Here is a 17,020-nt window from a genome sequence, read left to right on the forward strand (position 1 = left end):
CTCAGTAACGCAGGCCGGTGCTGAGCAGAATCAGATTGTCGTTATTGCCGCGCTGGTTCCGGTAGTCCTGAATATGCAGCAGGCTGCCTTTAAAGCTCAGCTGCCACGTAGGTAGCTCGTAGCGGAAGAAGGCTTCGTACTCCATATGCCGGCCAGCACTGGCCAAGCTGCTCTCGCGCGTTTGCCACTGCACGCTGTTATCGGCGTTTAAGCCAGTCGGCAGACTCAGCTGCCCAGCCCCATCACGCACCCGTAGCGGCTGATAGGCCAATACACCTACCTGCCAGCCCGCCGCCGGTTGCCCGGCTAAGCCTAAGGTGAAGCTGTCGCTATTCAGCTCAGCCTGTTGCAGCCAACCGCGCGAATCCAGCTGAGTCTGGCCGAGGTTATAACGGGCAAAGGCCTGCCAAGCGTCGTTGAGCGGCACGCTGACATTCAGGCCAGCAAACAGCGTTTGGCTGTCGCCGTTAATCCACTGGCTGCCCTGTGCGCCAAGCATGCGCTGCTGCTCCATCAGTGCGCCGAGCTGCACGCTAGCACTCCAACCTTGCAGGGCACGGTAGCCCCACTCGGTTTGCACGCTGTGCTGATAATCGCGGCTGTCGGCGCTCTGCGCGAACTGCTCTTCAGCCGCGGCGGTTTGTACTTGTACGCCGGCATGCCAGCCTTGGCCCAACTGCCAGTGCAAGCCGCCACCCAGCGCTTGTTGCTGCAAGCTCAGGTAAGGGTTGCTCAGCGCTTGGGTCATGCCCGCATCACGCAGCTCAGGCTGTAATTGCAGCAAGCCTTGGCTCCACGACGGGTCGGTATTAAAGCTGGCACTGACCGCCATGTCGGGGCCGAAGCCTTGCCACGCTTGCAGCTCGCCTAACGAGGCCAAGCCGCTGCCTTGCTCGCCGGCGCTAAAGCGCAGGGTTAAGCCTTGGCCGTCGCTCAGCTCGGTCATGCTGTGCTCGCGGTTTAAACGCGCCAGATACGCGCCGGTATCAACACGGGCATGCTGGGCGTCGTCGCCACTCAGTTGACTGCCGGCCATCACAAACGGCGCATCCAGCGAGTCTTTCACCACCAAATCGACCTGGCTCAGCGCTTCACGCAGGCTGCTGCCTAGCGGGTCGCTAGCGGCCAGTTTGGCTTGATCGAGCGCCACCACTTCGCCGCTTTGGGTATTAATCATCAGGCCGCCAATCGGGTTACTGGCCGCTTGCAAGTCGAGCAGGCCTTGGCCGTAAACCGCCTTGTCGGCGTATTCGCCGCTTTTATTGGCCGACACCAGCACGCGCTCGGTGACTTGTTGCGCGCTTAAGGTGGGGAATAGATCCATCAACAAGGCCAATGCGCCAGAGACATGCGGCGCGGCCATCGAGGTACCGGTTTTGTAACCGTAATTATCCCCCGGCGTGGCCGAGTAAATGCCCGAGCCGGGCGCCGCCAAACAAAACGCTTGGGCATCGCCACAGCGGTGCGAACCCGAGGAAATCTTGCCGTTGCTGGCAATGTTCACCACCGCCAGCCACTGCCCGGCTAGCTCCGGCGCCAGTAGGGGCAAGGCGGCATAGAAACTCGGCTGCGCGGCAATGCTGGTGTCGCCGGTGGTGTTATTGCCAGCGGCAAAGACGAAGACGATGCCGGCGTTCTGCGCTGCTTTGTACAAGCTGGCGATGCTATTGGTGTAGTAACTGCGCTCGGATTCCGACAAATCGGCGATGGTTTTCGAGCGGTAGGCATTACCGACTGTGGTGCGTTGGCCCCAACTGTTGTTGGAGACCCGCGCGCCATAGGCCACCTGACGATCGAGCGCCTCTTTGGTGCCAAGGGTAACGCTTCCCTCGACGCCATCATCGAGGTATTTGATCGGCAGAATCTTCGCCTCCGGCGCTACGCCGTGCATGCCTTGGCCATCGCGCTTAGCGGCAATCGTGCCAGCCACATGGGTGCCGTGACTGTGGCCATCGGTCATCGCCGGGCCGCCGTCACGCACCACGCTGCCGCCGTTGGCAATCTGCCCTTGCAGCTCTTTGTGCTGGATATCCACCCCGGTATCCACCACCGCGACCACTACATCTTTACCCGTAGCGCCACGTGCGTAGGCATGCTCGGCTTTGATGGTGGCTAGGCCCCAGTCCTTCTTGAACTCTGTGGTACGGAAGGTTTCCGGGTCGACCGGCTCGGGCGCCGGGGTTGGGTTTGGCGCCGGCGTGGGCGGCGTGGGTGTAGGCGCAGGGTCCGGCGTGGGCTCTGGCGTAGGTTCTGGAGTTGGATTGGGTGCTGGCGTCGGTGCTGGCGCGGGATCTGGCGTCGGCGCAACCGGCGGCGTTGGCGCGGGCGTCGGTGCTGGTGCTGGCGCAGGGCTAGGCGTGGGAGTCGTTGTCGCAGCGCCGCCTGAGCCACCACCGCCACCAGAGCTACCTGTGGCGGCAGCAATACCACCGACCGCTACAGCGGCGAGCCCCACTTTACCGGCCGTGGTGCCTAACCATGCAAAGCGCTCGGCTTGGCTTAGCTTACCCACTTGGGCTAACAGCGACCGGCGCTCGACACTGGCCTCTTGGGCCAAATAGCGCAGCAAGTCTTCACGGTATTCGGGGAAGATGTCTAAGGTCGGCTCAAGCTGCTGGGCTAAAGCCTCGTCGGGCAGTTCATACAGGCGAATAAATTCACTCTGAATTTCTGCTGGTAACTCCACCGGCGGCAAAGGCGTGGCCCACACGGCACCCTGCCAAACCAGTCCACAACCCAACCCCAGCAAAGCTTGCTGCCAACGCATCATCACACCCCAACATCCAAATCGGCCGCGGAGTCTAAAGTGCGGCTCAGCGCTTAAGGTGTGCACAGTTCGCGGCAAACTTTGGAAAAGCGGCCAACATTTAAGAAGCGTGATGCAGCTCGCAAAAGCCTCTCCGCCGACTGACCAAATCCCCCGCACCTTTGGCCAAAAGGCTTGGCGCTCTTGCCACGCAACTGGCCCACACTGCTGGCTTATGCGAGCAATAAGCGAGTAACCGCCATGCAGGTGATCGATGTTTGGGCCCAACACCCCACCGCGCGTTTTTTAGCCGAGCCGTTTTTCGATTCACTGAAAAAGTGGACGCGGCAAGACTTCGCCGCCGTGCCGGTCGAGCTAACCCGCCAGCTAATGCAAGCCGGCGGCGTGGATAAAGCCTTAATCACCGCGTGGTACGGCCCGCAAGGCGCATTGATTAGCAATGAAGATGTGCTGAGCGTGGTACAGCAGTACCCCGAGCAGTTTTCCGGCCTGGCTTCGGCAGACTTGCGCGACCCCGTGGCCGCCGTGCGCGAGCTGCGCCATTACGTGACCGAGCACGGCTTTAAGGGCCTGCGCATTGTCCAGTGGCTGTGGGAGCTGCCATGCACCCATCCGCTGTATTACCCGCTATACGCCGCGTGTGTAGAGCTGGATGTGCCGGTGTGCCTGCAAGTCGGCCTGACCGGCCCGCTGCGCAGCTCCGAAAGCGGTCGACCGCTGCATATCGAGCGCATCGCGTTGGACTTTCCCGAGCTAAAAATCGTCTGCGGGCACATTGGCTACCCGTGGCACGCCGAGATGATCGCCTTCGCCACTAAGTTCCCCAACGTGTATATCGACACCTCGGCCTACAAGCCCAAGCGCTACCCCGCCGAGCTGGTGGCCTATATGCAAGCGCACGGCAAACATAAGGTGATGTTCGGCACCAACTACCCGATGCTGACGCCCGAGGCCTGCCTCAGCGAGCTGGATGCCCTACAGCTCAACGACGAAACCCGCGCGTTGTTTTTAGCCGGCAATGCCCAGCGGGTGTTCAAGCTCTGATTTAATGGCTACACGACCCAATCACAGCGTTGTGCGGTGCTCGCAAGCTCGCCTACCAGACGGTATGTCTCGCTTACTGCGCTCCGTACGCCTTGTGCTTGAGCCGTTCGCCGATTAAATCAGCGCCTCATGCTCCACTTAATACCCGCGCATAAAAAAGCGCCGGCTAGCCGGCGCAAGGGTGCTTACAGCATTGAGAAATGATTAGACCGCTGCGGATTAAGCCGCAGCGGTCGATTAACACTTAATCGCGCTCAACAATCGCCACCACACCCTGCCCGCCGGCGGCGCAGATAGAGATCAGACCACGGCCTTTGCCCTTCTCCGCCAACTGCTTAGCGAGGCTAGCGAGAATGCGCCCGCCGGTAGCGGCAAACGGGTGGCCGGCGGCCAGCGAACTACCGCGCACGTTGAGCTTGCTGCGGTCGATGCTGCCGAGCGGCTTTTTCAGGCCCAGTTTGTCTTTGCAGTACGCTGGGTCTTCCCACGCTTTGAGGGTGCACAGAACCTGCGCGGCAAAGGCTTCGTGAATCTCGTAGAAGTCGAAATCTTGCAGGGTAAGCCCGGCGCGTTCGAGCATGCGCGGCATTGCATACGCCGGGGCCATCAGCAGGCCTTCGCCCTTCTTCACAAAGTCCACCGCGGCGGCTTCGCCAAAGGTTAAGTAGGCCAGCACCGGCAGCTTGCGGGCCTTGGCCCACTCTTCGCTGGCCAGCAGCACCATCGACGCACCGTCGGTCAGCGGGGTGGAGTTACCCGGCGTCAGGGTGCCGCTCGCCGAGCGGTCGAAGCAGGGTTTAAGGCCGGCGAGCTTCTCGGCGGTGATGTCGGCGCGCAGGTTGTTGTCACGCTCCAAGCCCATAAACGGCGTCATCAAATCGGCATGAAAGCCATCCGCATAGGCTTTGGCCATGTTTTGGTGACTGGCCAACGCCAGCGCGTCTTGCTCGGCGCGCGGGATTTGCCACGTCTTGGCCATCAGCTCGCAGTGCTCGCCCATGGAGAGACCAGTGCGCGGCTCGCCGTTTTGCGGAATCGACGGTGCCAAGTGGCTCGGGCGAATCTTCAGCAGCGCCTTGACCTTGTCGCCGGTGGTTTTGCCCCGGTTGGCTTCGAGCAGAATCTGCCGCAGTTTTTCGTTCACGCCGATTGGCGCGTCGGAGGTGGTGTCCACGCCGCCGGCGATGCCGCAGTCGATCTGCCCAAGGGCGATCTTGTTGGCGACCAGAATCGCCGCTTCAAGGCCGGTGCCGCAGGCTTGTTGGATGTCATAGGCGGGGGTTTCCGGCGCCAGCGAGCTGCTCAGCACGCATTCGCGGGTCAGGTTGAAGTCGCGGGAATGCTTGAGCACCGCACCGGCGACCACTTCGCCGACGCGCTCGCCGGCCAGATTAAAGCGCTGCACTAAGCCTTCCAGCGCTGCGGTGAGCATCTGGCTGTTGCTGGCTTTGGCGTAGGCGCCGTTCGAGCGGGCGAAAGGGATACGGTTGCCGCCAATAATGGCTACGCGGCGAATCTGGCTCATGCAAATCTCCTGAAAATGGCGCAGCTTCAGCCCTGCGCTGGTCGGCCAAGCTTAGCCCATGCGCGGGGTCGCTCATTGGCCGTGGCGACACTCAAGGGCGTGTCGCGGTCAATCGAAGCCTGCACCGGCTTTGCTTTAATGCAGCCACTGATTAACCATGCGGGGCCTGCACACCGCCCCCAGCGAGGAGATTCTCATGGACCGCTACACCGCGTTCGCCCAGTCCGGCTTTGGCCGTTCGTTACTGCAATCGGTGGGCATGCCGACCCCGGTCAACCTACAGCGCCACCAAACGCACGTGCCGCTGCTCAAAGCCCCGGTGCTGCTCGGTGCCGCACGCAACACCGCAGTGACCAGCGCCCTGCTGCGCATCTTGGGTGACAGCCGTGCGGTGATCTACGCCGCCCGTGGCGAGCTGCTGGATAACCTGCACCCGCTGGCCCAAGAGGCCGGCGTGAGCGTCGGCAGCGTGACCGACGGCGAAAAGCTGCAAGCCCTGCTGCTGGATGTGTCCGGCGTGCAGCACAGCGGCGAGCTCAAGGTGCTGCTGCAATTCCTCCAGCCGCACTTGGCCAAGCTGGATAACAGCGGCCGCGTGGTGCTGGTCGGTCGTCCGCCAGAAGCCTGCAAAGAGCCCAAGCAAGCCACCGCCATGCGCGCGCTGGAAGGCTTTATTCGCTCGCTGGGCAAAGAACTGCGCGCCGGCGGCACCGCCAACCTGATCTACGTGGCAGAAGGCGCCGAAGCGCAGCTGGATTCCAGCGTGCGCTTCTTCCTCTCGCCGCGTTCGGCGTATGTCAGCGCTCAGCATGTGCGCGTCACTGCTAGCCAAACCAGCACACCCGATTGGCAGCGCCCGCTGGCCGGCCAAGTGGCGCTGGTGACCGGCGCCAGCCGTGGTATCGGCGCGGCGATTGCCGAAGTACTGGCCCGCGATGGCGCCAAAGTGATTGGCTTGGACATTCCGCCGGCCGCTGGCGAGTTGCAAACCGCCATGGCGCGTTTGGAAGGCGAAGCGCTGGCCGTGGACATCACCGCCGCCGACGCCCCGGCGCAAATCGCCGCCGCGTTAAAGCCGCACGGTGGGGTGGATTTGCTGGTGCATAACGCCGGCATCACCCGCGACAAAACCCTCGCGCGCATGAGCGAAGCGTTTTGGGATCAGGTGATGGATATCAACCTGCTCAGCGAAGAACGCATCAACGATCATCTGTTGGCTGAAAAGCTGTTCAAGACTGGCGCGCGCATCGTCTGCGTGGCGTCGATCAGCGGCATTGCCGGCAATCGTGGGCAAACCAACTATGGTCTGTCCAAGGCCGGCGTGATCGGCATGGTGCAATCCATGGCCGCACCGCTGGCCAAGCACAAGGTGACCATCAATGCGGTGGCGCCGGGCTTTATCGAAACCCAGATGACCGCTGCCATCCCCTTCGCCATCCGCGAAGCCGGACGGCGTATGAACAGCCTGAGCCAAGGCGGTTTGCCGGTGGACGTGGCCGAAACCATCGCCTGGCTGGGTAACCCAGCCTCCAATGGTTTAACCGGCAACGTGGTACGCGTCTGCGGGCAGAGCTTGCTCGGCGCTTAACCCGCGCCTAAGGCCAGTGGCAGCGCCGCTTAACGCAGGCCCTGCCACCAAGCTTGGGCTGGTTGTGGGGCGAGCATGTCTAAGCGCTCGCCCATCATCGGCGTGGTCACGCTCACGCTGTGCTGCTCGGCCAGCGTGCAGATGCGCTCCAGCGGCTCGCGCCAGCCGTGCATGGCCAAATCGAAGGTGCCGTTATGAATCGGCAGCAGCCAGCGGCCACGCACGTCGAGGTGCGCTTGCAGGCTGTGCTCGGGCAGCATGTGCACGTGCGGCCAATCGTCGCCGTTGTAGGCGCCGGTTTCCATCAGGGTGAGGTCAAACGGGCCGTACTGCGCGCCAATCTCGGCAAAACCGGGGAAATAACCGCTATCGCCGCTGAAAAACAGCCGCAGTTCTGGGCTCAGCACCGCCCACGAGGCCCACAGGGTGCGGTTGCCATCATTCACCCCGCGACCGGAGAAATGCTGCGCCGGTGTGCAGGCTAAGGTCAGTGCGCCGACCTGGGTTTCTTGCCACCAACTGAGCTGGCGGATTTTCTTAGCGTCGATACCCCACGCCACCAGCCGGTCGCCCACGCCCAGTGGGGTGATGATGTGTTCGGCACGCGGCGCCAGCGCCAGCATGCTGGCCTTGTCGAGGTGATCGTAATGGTCGTGGGAGAGCAAAATCCCGCGTAGCGGCGGCAGTTCCGCCAAGCTAAGCGGCGGCGCATGAAAGCGCTTGGGCCCCAGCCATTGCAGCGGCGAGGCGCGCTCGCAGAACACCGGGTCGGTAATCCACCAGCCGTCATCCAGCTTAAACAGCAACGTCGAGTGGCCGAGACGATACAAGCTGCCGTTGGGGGCTTGGTCTAACTCAGCGCGACTGAGCGCGCGCACCGGGATGGCATCCTCCGGCACGGTGCCGGCGGGACGATTAAAGGTGAACTTGGCGAAGATGCGCAGGGTGTCCCACAAGCCACGTTGGGGCGCACGTTGCGCATTACGATAACGCCCAGCCACCTGACGGGCGCCCTGTGACGCCGTAGTGACAGGCTGCAGTGCAGGTGAGTTAACTGAGCTAGCGATGCTGCTGGACATAAAGCCTCTGTTCGACAAGTATCGAAATGATGATCCGAGTCTAGAGGCGAACGCCGAACAGGCAAAACGCACAAATGTAATGGGATGTTACGCCGCCAGCGTCGGCGCAACCGAAAAGCGCTGGCGCTGCACCGCCCCCCAATACGGATCAAGGTACTGATCCTCAGCAAAACTGACGGCAAAACTGGCAATGGTTTTGCGCCAAAAGGCACTGGCGTACTGCGCCTGCGGCAACTGTTTAATCTGCCAGTGACCCGGCAACTGTTGCCATAACGCATGGGCAAAGCGCCGCCCCAAATCACGTTTGCGCACGCTGGGCACCACGTAGAACTCGCAGATTTCGTAATACTGGTCTGGCCCGTGGGCGATGGCGGTGATGCCGAGGGGGATGCTGTCGAGCAACAGCAAATAGCCGCGCACATCACCCGTCAGTGGCGTATCTAAGGCAAATAAACCGTCCGGCCCCGGTTGTTTACCGGTGATGGCGGAAAACTCGCCTTCGTAGCTTTGCGCCAAGTTGAGGTACAAGCGCAGGTTTTCAGCAGTAACGGGCACGATCTGCATACAGAATTAAGCGGACTGACGAAGAAGCGGCGCATTGTACGGCGCTCAGTGCGCCGCACAAGCGCGGGATTTACTGGCAGGTGGCAGTTTGAAAGCCCGGTGCTTTTTTCGAGCCCAGCTCTGCCACGGCGCGATAACCCAGCGCTTCGGCTTGCGGCAGATCGACACGAGCGATGGTCAGCAGGTGGATATCCGTCGTACCGGCGCCGCAGACAGTCATCACCATGATGTCTTGGCTGCCACACGCGGCGCTGGATACCGCCACGCCGATGTCCTCAAGCTGGGCTTGCGCTTGCTCGACGGTGCGCCCGCTATTGGCCTCGCACTGCACGGCGCCAGTGCTGCGATATACCTGCACTTCACCGCCATCGGCGGCAACGCCGCAGGCGGTTAACAGCACCGTGCTGAACAGAATGATTAGCGCTCTAAGCATGCTGGGCCTCCACGCTCAGCACCACGCGGCCACCGCGTGGGCAGGTTTCCATCAGGTCATGCGCCGCTGCGGCTTGGCTTAAGCTAAAACGCGCGGCCACTGTGGCTTGCAGTTGGCCGTTATCGAGCAGCTGCTGCACGCGTTGATACGCTTGCTCAAGCAACTCAGGCTGCGCGGCAATATTCAGTTCGGGGCAGCCGCTGTAATCCATCAAACAGTGCCGCAAAATTTGCAGGTGCTTTTGAAAGCTCACACAGGCCGGGTACACCGCTTCGTTACCGCCGTTGTAGCCGTAGAGCACCAACTTGCCGCTGGTGCCGAGTGCTTCGGCCAGTAGGCACAGGTTGGTGCTGCATTGGCCGTCCAGCGCGATATCAAGGCCAAGGCCGCCGGTAAAGCGCTCGCTTTCGAGCAGCAAGTCCTGCTCGGCGCAGTTGATCACCTTGTCGGCGCCTAATGACTGCAGCCACTGCGCATCTTCAGCAAACTGGCTGGCTGCCATAACGTGCATGCCCAAGGCTTTGGCCATTTGCACCGCCGCCGGGCCATGGCATTGGCTGGCGGCGGTCACCAACACACGCTGACCGGGCTTGGCACGGGCCAAGTCGGTTAATGCTAAGTACATGCTGATCAGCGGGCCGTAAAAACCCGCCGCTTGTTCATCGCTCAAGCTGTCGTGCACCACCAGCAAGGCTTCGCGCGGCAATAAGGCTTGCTCGCCGTAGCCGGGATACAGGTTTAAGTCGTGCGCGGGGATGCTCGCTACGCGCTGGCCGACGGTTAAGTCGCGCACCTCAGGGCCCAGCGCGCGCACTACGCCGCTGATCTCGTAGCCAAGCCCGGCCGGCAACTCGACATGCTCACCGGATAAATTCTGCCGACGCAAAATATCGCCCCAGTTGACCGCCACCGCGCGAACATCCACCAACACTTCGCGCCCCTTGGGCGCAGGCAAGGTGACGTCCTCTAAGCGCAGCTCGGCACTGCCACCGAATTGGTGAAAACGAATCTGTTGCGGCATAACAACCTCATACACAGCGAATCACGATGAGTGTGCACTCTACCCAGCTTGCTCGCCTAGGGCCAAGTGATGCGGTTGATAGCCGCCATGCCTAGCGGTGATAGGGCATCTTGCATGACGTTCAGCATTCGTTCAGCCGGGGCACATTAGGATGCAGCGCATCGGGCTTGCACTGCTGCGAGCCGCCCCTATTAAGAGCACCTTATGAAGAAAATTCTCTGCCTGATCAGCGTCGCAAGCCTCACCTCAGGCTGCGCCGAACTGCAGCGTATGCATGAAGAACAAGTCGCCCGTGATTGCCAGCCCAGCTTTGCCCAGCAACGCGGCCAGCGCGATGGTGCCTATGGCCACAGTAAAGACACCACCTGGTTCAACGCCTACTGCCCGCCTTATCAGCAGCAAGCCGCAGTGCAGGCGTATAACGCGGGCTATCACAGCGGCATGGCCAGCCGTCCGCAAGTACAACCACCGTTAACACGGCCGCCGCAACCACAAACTCAGCCACCGGCGACTAGACCGCCGGTACAACCGCCGGTGGTGCTGGTGGTGCCCGAACGGCCAGCGCCGAACACGCCCATTGTGGTGCCCGACTACAACGATTGGGCCGCGCGGCAGGTAACGCCGCCCATCACCGTGCCGGAGCAACCCCGTGTGCAGCCCCCGCAGCCACCCATTGCGGTACCGGATTACAACGACTGGGCTGCACAACAGGTCACTCCGCAAGAGCCTATTGTCGTGCCCGAGCAGCACTTACACATTGAGGTGCAGCCGCCAATAGCCACGCCTAACTACAACGAATGGGCCGAGCATCTGCTAACTCCAGAGGCGCCCATTGCCGTACCAGACTACAACCAGCTGGCGGAGCCTGAACAAACGAGCGTTACCCCAGAGCATGGCGAATGGGCGCAAACAACACCTGAGCCTGCGCTGGTCACCCCAGAGCCGCTGCCTTTACTGCCGCAGGGGGTAGACGATGTCACGCACTTTGCCGACGAGCCACAGTGGTCAACATGGGACGAAGCGTCTTAAGCGCCGGCAGCCACTTAACCACCTCGGCAGCAACACGCGCCGAGGTGGTTAACAACATCACTTGCCGTACAGCTGCTCCGGCAGCCAAGTAATGATCTCGGGGAAGATATAGGCAATCACCAGCATCAACACCTGAATAGCAATAAACGGCGCCACGCCCTTGTACATCGCCGTGGTGGGGATCGACGGCGGCGTCACCCCACGCAAATAGAACAGGGCAAAGCCAAACGGCGGGGTGAGGAACGAGGTCTGCAGGTTCAGGGCAATCATCACCCCCAGCCACACAGGGTCGAGGCCCATGGCCAAGAGGATCGGCCCAACAATCGGCACCACCACGAAGGTGATCTCGATAAAGTCGAGAATAAAACCGAGCAGGAAGATCACCAGCATCACCACGAAGAAGGCGCCGAGCACGCCGCCGGGCAGATTGGCCAGTACATCTTCGATCAGTGCTTCGCCGCCAAAGCCACGGAACACCAGCGAGAATAGCGACGCGCCGATCAAGATCAGAAACACCATGCTGGTGATTTCGGTGGTGCCCTGCGCCACTTCGCGGAACTTACCCAAGGTGAACTGGCCCTTGCTGATCGCTAACGCCATGGCACCCACGGCGCCCAAGGCAGCGGCCTCAGTAGGCGTCGCGGCACCGGCGAGAATCGAACCCAGCACAGCGCCAATCAACAGCAGCGGCGGCACTAAGGCACGCAGCAGCTGCGGCCAGTTGATCGCCTCACGCTCTTCTTTGGGGATTTGCGGCAACTTGTGCGGTTGCAGATACGCCACCGCCAGCAAGTAGACGATATACAGGCCCACCAGCATCAAGCCGGGGATCAGCGCGCCGACGAACAAGTCACCCACCGACACGGTTTTCGGCGAGAAGATGCCCATTTTCAGCTGCGCCTGCGAGAAGGCGCTGGACATCACATCACCCAGCAACACCAGCACAATCGACGGCGGAATGATCTGCCCCAGCGTGCCCGTGGCGCACAAGGTGCCGGTAGATACCGCCGGGTCGTACCCCTTGCGCAGCATAGTCGGCAGCGCCAGCAGGCCCATAGTCACCACAGTCGCACCGACAATACCGGTACTCGCCGCCAGCAGAGCGCCGACGATGCACACCGACAACGCCAAACCGCCGCGCACGCCGCCAAACAGCTTGGCCATGGCTTCGAGCAAATCTTCGGCAACGCGGGACTTCTCCAGCATCACGCCCATAAAGACGAAGAACGGCACCGCCAGCAAGGTTTCGTTATTCATGATGCCGAACAAACGGTTCGGCAAGGCGGTGAGGAAGGTCGGATCGAACGTGCCGGTCAGCACGCCAATACCGGCAAACAGCAGCGCCATACCGCCCAAGGTAAAGGCCACTGGATAGCCAGCCATCAAGGCCACACAAATGCTGATAAACAGCAGGATGGACATGAACTCAGCCATGCTGCACCTCCGCATCCACGAGGCCCAGCATCACGTAAGCATTGCGGATGACCTCCGCCACGCCCTGCAAAATCAAGCTAGCGACCAGCACCAAGATGATGGTTTTTTGCAGGTACACCAGCGGCAAGCCACCGGCCTCGCGGGATTTCTCCAGCACCTGCCAGCTTTCCGTGACGTAACTCCAGCTGTTGTAGGCGAGGAACAAACACACCGGCAGCAAAAACAGCAGCGTGCCAAGCAAATCCACCACGGCGCGGCGGCGCGGGCTCATCTTTTGGTAAAAAATATCCACTCGCACATGCGCATTTCGCTGCAAGGCCCACGCGGCGGCGCCCATAAACACCAGCGCATGCAGGTACATGACCGACTCTTGCGCGGCAATCGCGCCGGTATCAAAGCCATAGCGCAGCACCACCACCACTGCCGTGACCAGCACCATAGGCACCGTAAGCCAAGCGCAGAACACGCCGAGGCGATGGTTAAGGGCATTAATCAGACAGGCCAAGCGCAAGAGCGCTGGCTGGGCTGGAGCAGGCATAGCGGGGCTTTCCTTTCTTATTGTTGGCTGGCACGCACCTCAGGGTGGGCGCGGCGCTGTCATTTTAGTAAGTTGGACTGACCAGTCACAATGTCACTGCAACTTTGGTCGTAGAGTCTAAGCTTGCCCGCAAGCCTATGCTAAGGAAACACTGAGTTAATGCCTGCACGCTCCAATCACTGCGTTGTGCGGTGCTCGCAACCTCGTCTACCAGACGGTATGCCTTGGTTGCTGCGCTCCGTACGCCTTGTGCTTGCAGCGTTCGGCGATTAAATCAGCGCCTCCTAAGCAGGCTGTGTGAAAACGTCGCGAGCGCAGGCTAGGCAAGGCAAAAACAGGCGAAAAAGCGCAGTTTACGTGTGGTAAATGAGCATTTTGAGCCTGTTTTTAACGCCGCATAGCCAAGTGCAGCAGTTTTCACACAGTCTGTAAGGCGACCCTTTTTGCAGGCTCAGCTGTTTGGCGCGCCACTTAACGCGCCCACCAGCCGCAGCGACAGGGTGACGGTTGCCGGTGATCCCGGCCCTTACACAACAAAAACAATGGAGATAGCGCATGAAACGTCGTGACATGCTCACCGCCGCAGGCCTCGGTTTAACCACCTTGGCGCTGGCTGGCTGCCAAAAGCAAGAAGCCAACTGCGACAGCCAAGACGCCCCGCAAACCGCACAGCAAACCTTTACCTGGAAGATGGTCACCTCGTGGCCGAAGAACTTCCCCGGTGTGGGCGTGGGTGCTGAGCGCTTCACTCAGCTGGTTAAGGAGATGAGCAACGGCCGTCTGCAGGTCAAACTGTTTGCCGCCGGCGAGCTGGTACCGGCGCTGGAAGTGTTCGACGCGGTATCGCGCGGCACCGCCGAAATGGGCCACGGCGCGCCCTATTACTGGAAAGGCAAGATCCCCGCCACGCAGTTCTTTACCGCGATTCCCTTTGGCCCCACCGCCGAAGAAATGAACGCTTGGTTCTTCCAAGGCGGCGGCATGGCGCTGTGGGAAGAAATCTACAAACCCTTCGGCGTGATTCCGCTGGCCTGCGGCAACACCGGCGTGCAGATGGCGGGCTGGTTTAATAAAGAGATCAACAGCTTAAGCGACTTGGACGGGGTAAAAATGCGCACCCCGGGCCTGGGCGGCGAAGTGCTGTCGAAGGTTGGCGTGACGGTGGTGAACCTGCCGGCGGGGGAAATCTTCACCGCCCTGCAAACCGGCGCCATCGATGCCACCGAGTGGATTGGCCCCTACAACGACTTGGCGCTGGGCCTGCATAAAGCCGCCAAGTACTACTACACCCCCGGCTGGCAAGAGCCGAGTGTGGCGTTTGAACTGTCGATCAACGAAAAAGCCTGGCAACAGTTGCCCGATGACTTAAAAGCCATCGTCAAAGCCGCCGCGCGCGAAGTGAACAGCTCGATGCTCGACGAATACAACGCCCGCAACATGGACGCACTGGAAAAGCTTAAGGCCGAAGGCGTGGAAGTGCGTCGTCTGCCGGAAGACGTGCTGAATAAGCTGAAAGAAATCGCCGCCGAAGTGGTCGAAGCCGCTGCCGCCAGCGACCCCGCCAGTGCCAAAGTGTGGGCCGCACAGAAAGACTATCTGGGCCGCCTGCGTGGTTATAGCGATGCCACGACTAAGGATATTTTGAATATTCGCGGCTGATTGAGCGCTCAGAAATACAAAAGGCCGGCATTACGCCGGCCTTTTTAGTACATGCTCGCCTTACAGGCCAGACATGTGCTTGATGGCAGCCATCAGCTCGTCGTCGGAGCAATCGCCACAGGTGCCTTTCGGCGGCATGGCGTTGATGCCATTGATGGCATGCTGCAGCAGCGTGTCCAGACCACCGGCTTTATCGGCACGGGCTTTCCAGTCGGCGCTGTCGCCCACTTTCGGCGCACCCAGCACACCAGCAGCGTGGCAACCGTTGCACGACTTAGCGACCACGTCTTCACCCGAGCGCGGGCCAGAGCTAGCAGCCACAGCGGCAACCGCAGCGCCTTTACACTCTTCGCCTTGGATACACACTTCGCCCACCGGCTTGATGCGCGCAGCGATGTCATCGTTGGAGGCGGCCTGGGCGCTCACTGCTACCAGAGCCAGAACAGCGGCTTGAGCCGTCAGAATCTTCTTAATCAGGTTCACCCTTACACCCTCAATCATGGCTGTGTGGACCCGAGCTTCACGGTGGCGCGGGCGGCGCACAGTATAACGGCAATGCCGGTTTGTCGAAACAACCCTGTCAACTGCAAGGGTTTGCGTGACGCGCGCTTAGAAGTTGGCGGGGGTCGTGGCGCTGATCAAACGCACGGGTTCTTCAAACGGGTTACGAAAACGGTGCGGCTGGGTGCTGTCGAAGTAGTAGCTATCGCCCGGTTCAAGAATGTAGGTCTCAAGGCCCACGGTAAGCTCCAAGCGGCCCGACACCACAGTGCCGGCCTCTTCGCCTTCGTGCGAAAGCATGTCGTCACCGGTATCGGCACCCGGCGGGTACATTTCATTTAAGAAGGCAATCATGCGATTGGTGTGTGCCTTGCCCACCAACTTCATTTCCACCTGACCGCTGGAGAGGTCGATCAACTCTTCGTGTTTGTACACCACCTGCGTCGGGTTGCCCTGCTCCAAATCGAGGGAGAAGAACTCCACCAACGGCATGGGAATACCACTGAGCACCTTCTTCAGCGAGCTCACTGAGGGGCTGACGCTGTTTTTCTCAATCATGGAAATGGTGCTGTTGGTGACGCCGGCACGTTTGGCCAGCTCACGTTGCGAAAGACCTTTGAGTTTGCGAATGGCGCGCAGACGGGCTCCAACGTCCAAGGGTGGTGTCCTCCTAAGTAGGATCAGCCAAAAAGTGGACGCCATCATGGCAAGGGTGTTCGGAATTTTCAACAGCCGTGTCGAATACCTTGGCCGCTTAACCCTTAATTTTGGTACACCAACGGCGCACGACGCACATTGCAAAACAGCTGATAGGGAATGCTGTCGGCAAGGCTGGCTACTTCGCTGGCCAATACCTGCGTACCCCAGAGTTCAACTGCGCTGCCCACCCCGGCGCTGGGTAGATCGGTTAGATCGACCGTGAGCATGTCCATCGACACCCGGCCAATCAGGCGGGTGCGTTGGCCATCGACGGCCACCGGCGTGCCATCCGGCGCATGGCGCGGATAGCCGTCGGCATAGCCCATCGCCACCACGCCTACCCGCGTTTTACGCGCAGTGACAAAACGTCCGGCGTAACCCACCGGCTCGCCCACTGGCAGTTCGCGCACGGCGATAATTTTCGACTGCAAGCGCATCACCGGCTTGAGCCGCTCGGCCACGGCGTGCGGCGCGCTAAACGGGGTGGCACCGTAGAGCATAATGCCCGCGCGGCCCCAGTCGTTACGCACTTGCGGCCAACCGAGCAGGCTCGGCGAATTGGCCAAGCTGACCTCGGCTTTTAGCCCTGCCACGGCATTTAAAAACACTTTGTGCTGCTCGACGGTACGCGGGCAATCCAACTCATCGGCACGGGCAAAGTGGGTCATCAGCACCACTTTGCCTACCCGTCCACTGGCCAGCAGACGCTGGTACAACCCAGCCGCTTCGATCGGCGCCACGCCGACGCGGTGCATACCGCTGTCGATTTTCAGCCACACCTGCAGCGGCGTGCTGAGGCTCGCTTGCTCGATGGCCTGCACTTGCCAGTCGCTGTGCACCACGGTGCTGAGCTGATGTTGTTCAATCAGCGGCAACTCATCGGCAGTAAAAAAGCCTTCCAGCAGCAGAATTGGCTGGCGAATACCGGCGGCGCGCAGCTCCAGCGCTTCTTCGATGCAGGCCACGGCAAAGCCATCGGCGTCGCTGAGCGCTTCGGCACACACCACCGCGCCATGCCCATAGGCATTGGCCTTGATCACCGCCAAGGCGCGCCCGCCGCTTAATTCGCGGGCCAGCTGGTAGTTGTGCCGCAAGGCGGCGAGGTCGATCAGGGCTTGGGCCGGGCGCATGGCAGTCTC

General features: G+C 61.0%; 15 protein-coding genes. 4 read left to right on the forward strand and 11 right to left on the reverse strand.

The genetic code is table 11. The features are described 5' to 3' along the window. Position 1 precedes the first annotated feature (1 nt). Complete coding sequence (locus BMX80_RS00205) at positions 2–2,767, reverse strand: S8 family peptidase (protein WP_139213980.1); 2,766 nt, start codon at positions 2,765–2,767, stop codon at positions 2–4. A 240-nt stretch (positions 2,768–3,007) separates the two neighbouring features. Between BMX80_RS00205 and BMX80_RS00215 the strand changes: the two genes are divergently transcribed. Continuing rightward, positions 3,008–3,811, forward strand: coding sequence for an amidohydrolase family protein (locus tag BMX80_RS00215; protein WP_235821582.1), 804 nt, complete (start codon positions 3,008–3,010; stop codon positions 3,809–3,811). A 244-nt stretch (positions 3,812–4,055) separates the two neighbouring features. Here BMX80_RS00215 and BMX80_RS00220 read toward each other — a convergent pair whose 3' ends face one another. Further along, positions 4,056–5,336, reverse strand: a complete 1,281-nt coding sequence (locus tag BMX80_RS00220) for an acetyl-CoA C-acetyltransferase (protein ID WP_071873150.1) — start codon at positions 5,334–5,336, stop codon at positions 4,056–4,058. Positions 5,337–5,532: 196 nt separating this feature from the next. Here BMX80_RS00220 and BMX80_RS00225 point away from each other — a divergent pair, with 196 nt between their 5' ends. Continuing rightward, on the forward strand, positions 5,533–6,924 hold the full coding sequence (locus tag BMX80_RS00225; RefSeq protein ID WP_235821583.1) for a 3-oxoacyl-ACP reductase: 1,392 nt from the start codon (positions 5,533–5,535) through the stop codon (positions 6,922–6,924). 29 nt (positions 6,925–6,953) lie between these two features. Here BMX80_RS00225 and BMX80_RS00230 read toward each other — a convergent pair whose 3' ends face one another. The 4 genes from BMX80_RS00230 to BMX80_RS00245 form a co-directional block, all read right to left on the reverse strand. Next, positions 6,954–8,003: an MBL fold metallo-hydrolase gene (locus BMX80_RS00230; RefSeq protein WP_074863965.1), complete on the reverse strand. Its 1,050-nt coding sequence runs from the start codon at positions 8,001–8,003 to the stop codon at positions 6,954–6,956. An 87-nt stretch (positions 8,004–8,090) separates the two neighbouring features. Beyond that, positions 8,091–8,567, reverse strand: coding sequence for a GNAT family N-acetyltransferase (locus tag BMX80_RS00235; protein ID WP_074863971.1), 477 nt, complete (start codon positions 8,565–8,567; stop codon positions 8,091–8,093). 70 nt (positions 8,568–8,637) lie between these two features. Then, entirely contained in the window at positions 8,638–9,000 is a 363-nt protein-coding gene (locus BMX80_RS00240; protein ID WP_083394185.1) for a hypothetical protein, read from the reverse strand. Then, positions 8,993–10,021, reverse strand: coding sequence for a zinc-dependent alcohol dehydrogenase family protein (locus BMX80_RS00245; protein ID WP_074863974.1), 1,029 nt, complete (start codon positions 10,019–10,021; stop codon positions 8,993–8,995). Before BMX80_RS00245 ends, BMX80_RS00240 begins: the two co-directional genes overlap by 8 nt. Before the next feature lie 204 nt (positions 10,022–10,225). On the opposite strand from BMX80_RS00245, the gene BMX80_RS00250 reads away from it, so the two are divergent. Beyond that, positions 10,226–11,050, forward strand: a complete 825-nt coding sequence (locus BMX80_RS00250) for a hypothetical protein (RefSeq protein WP_074863977.1) — start codon at positions 10,226–10,228, stop codon at positions 11,048–11,050. A 57-nt stretch (positions 11,051–11,107) separates the two neighbouring features. On the opposite strand, the gene BMX80_RS00255 is transcribed toward BMX80_RS00250, so the two are convergent. Continuing rightward, on the reverse strand, positions 11,108–12,484 hold the full coding sequence (locus tag BMX80_RS00255; RefSeq protein ID WP_074863980.1) for a TRAP transporter large permease: 1,377 nt from the start codon (positions 12,482–12,484) through the stop codon (positions 11,108–11,110). Further along, entirely contained in the window at positions 12,477–13,022 is a 546-nt protein-coding gene (locus BMX80_RS00260; RefSeq protein ID WP_071873144.1) for a TRAP transporter small permease subunit, read from the reverse strand. The genes BMX80_RS00255 and BMX80_RS00260 overlap by 8 nt, the downstream gene beginning before the upstream one ends. 555 nt (positions 13,023–13,577) lie before the next feature. Here BMX80_RS00260 and BMX80_RS00265 point away from each other — a divergent pair. Next, positions 13,578–14,681 (forward strand): TRAP transporter substrate-binding protein, encoded by a 1,104-nt coding sequence (locus BMX80_RS00265; protein ID WP_074863983.1) that lies wholly within the window; start codon positions 13,578–13,580, stop codon positions 14,679–14,681. Between the two features lie 60 nt (positions 14,682–14,741). On the opposite strand, the gene BMX80_RS00270 is transcribed toward BMX80_RS00265, so the two are convergent. The 3 genes from BMX80_RS00270 to alr all read right to left on the reverse strand — a co-directional run bounded on the left by BMX80_RS00270 (position 14,742) and on the right by alr (position 17,011). Next, on the reverse strand, positions 14,742–15,164 hold the full coding sequence (locus BMX80_RS00270; protein ID WP_074863984.1) for a c-type cytochrome: 423 nt from the start codon (positions 15,162–15,164) through the stop codon (positions 14,742–14,744). Positions 15,165–15,290: 126 nt separating this feature from the next. Then, complete coding sequence (locus tag BMX80_RS00275; protein WP_071873141.1) at positions 15,291–15,839, reverse strand: cupin domain-containing protein; 549 nt, start codon at positions 15,837–15,839, stop codon at positions 15,291–15,293. 104 nt (positions 15,840–15,943) lie between these two features. Further along, positions 15,944–17,011 carry an alanine racemase gene (gene alr / locus BMX80_RS00280; protein WP_074863986.1) on the reverse strand — a complete coding sequence of 356 codons (1,068 nt, stop codon included), beginning with the start codon at positions 17,009–17,011 and terminating at the stop codon, positions 15,944–15,946. Between the last annotated feature and the right edge of the window lie 9 nt (positions 17,012–17,020).

The organism is Atopomonas hussainii (genome assembly GCF_900109735.1).
Classification (GTDB): Bacteria; Pseudomonadota; Gammaproteobacteria; order Pseudomonadales; family Pseudomonadaceae; genus Atopomonas; species Atopomonas hussainii.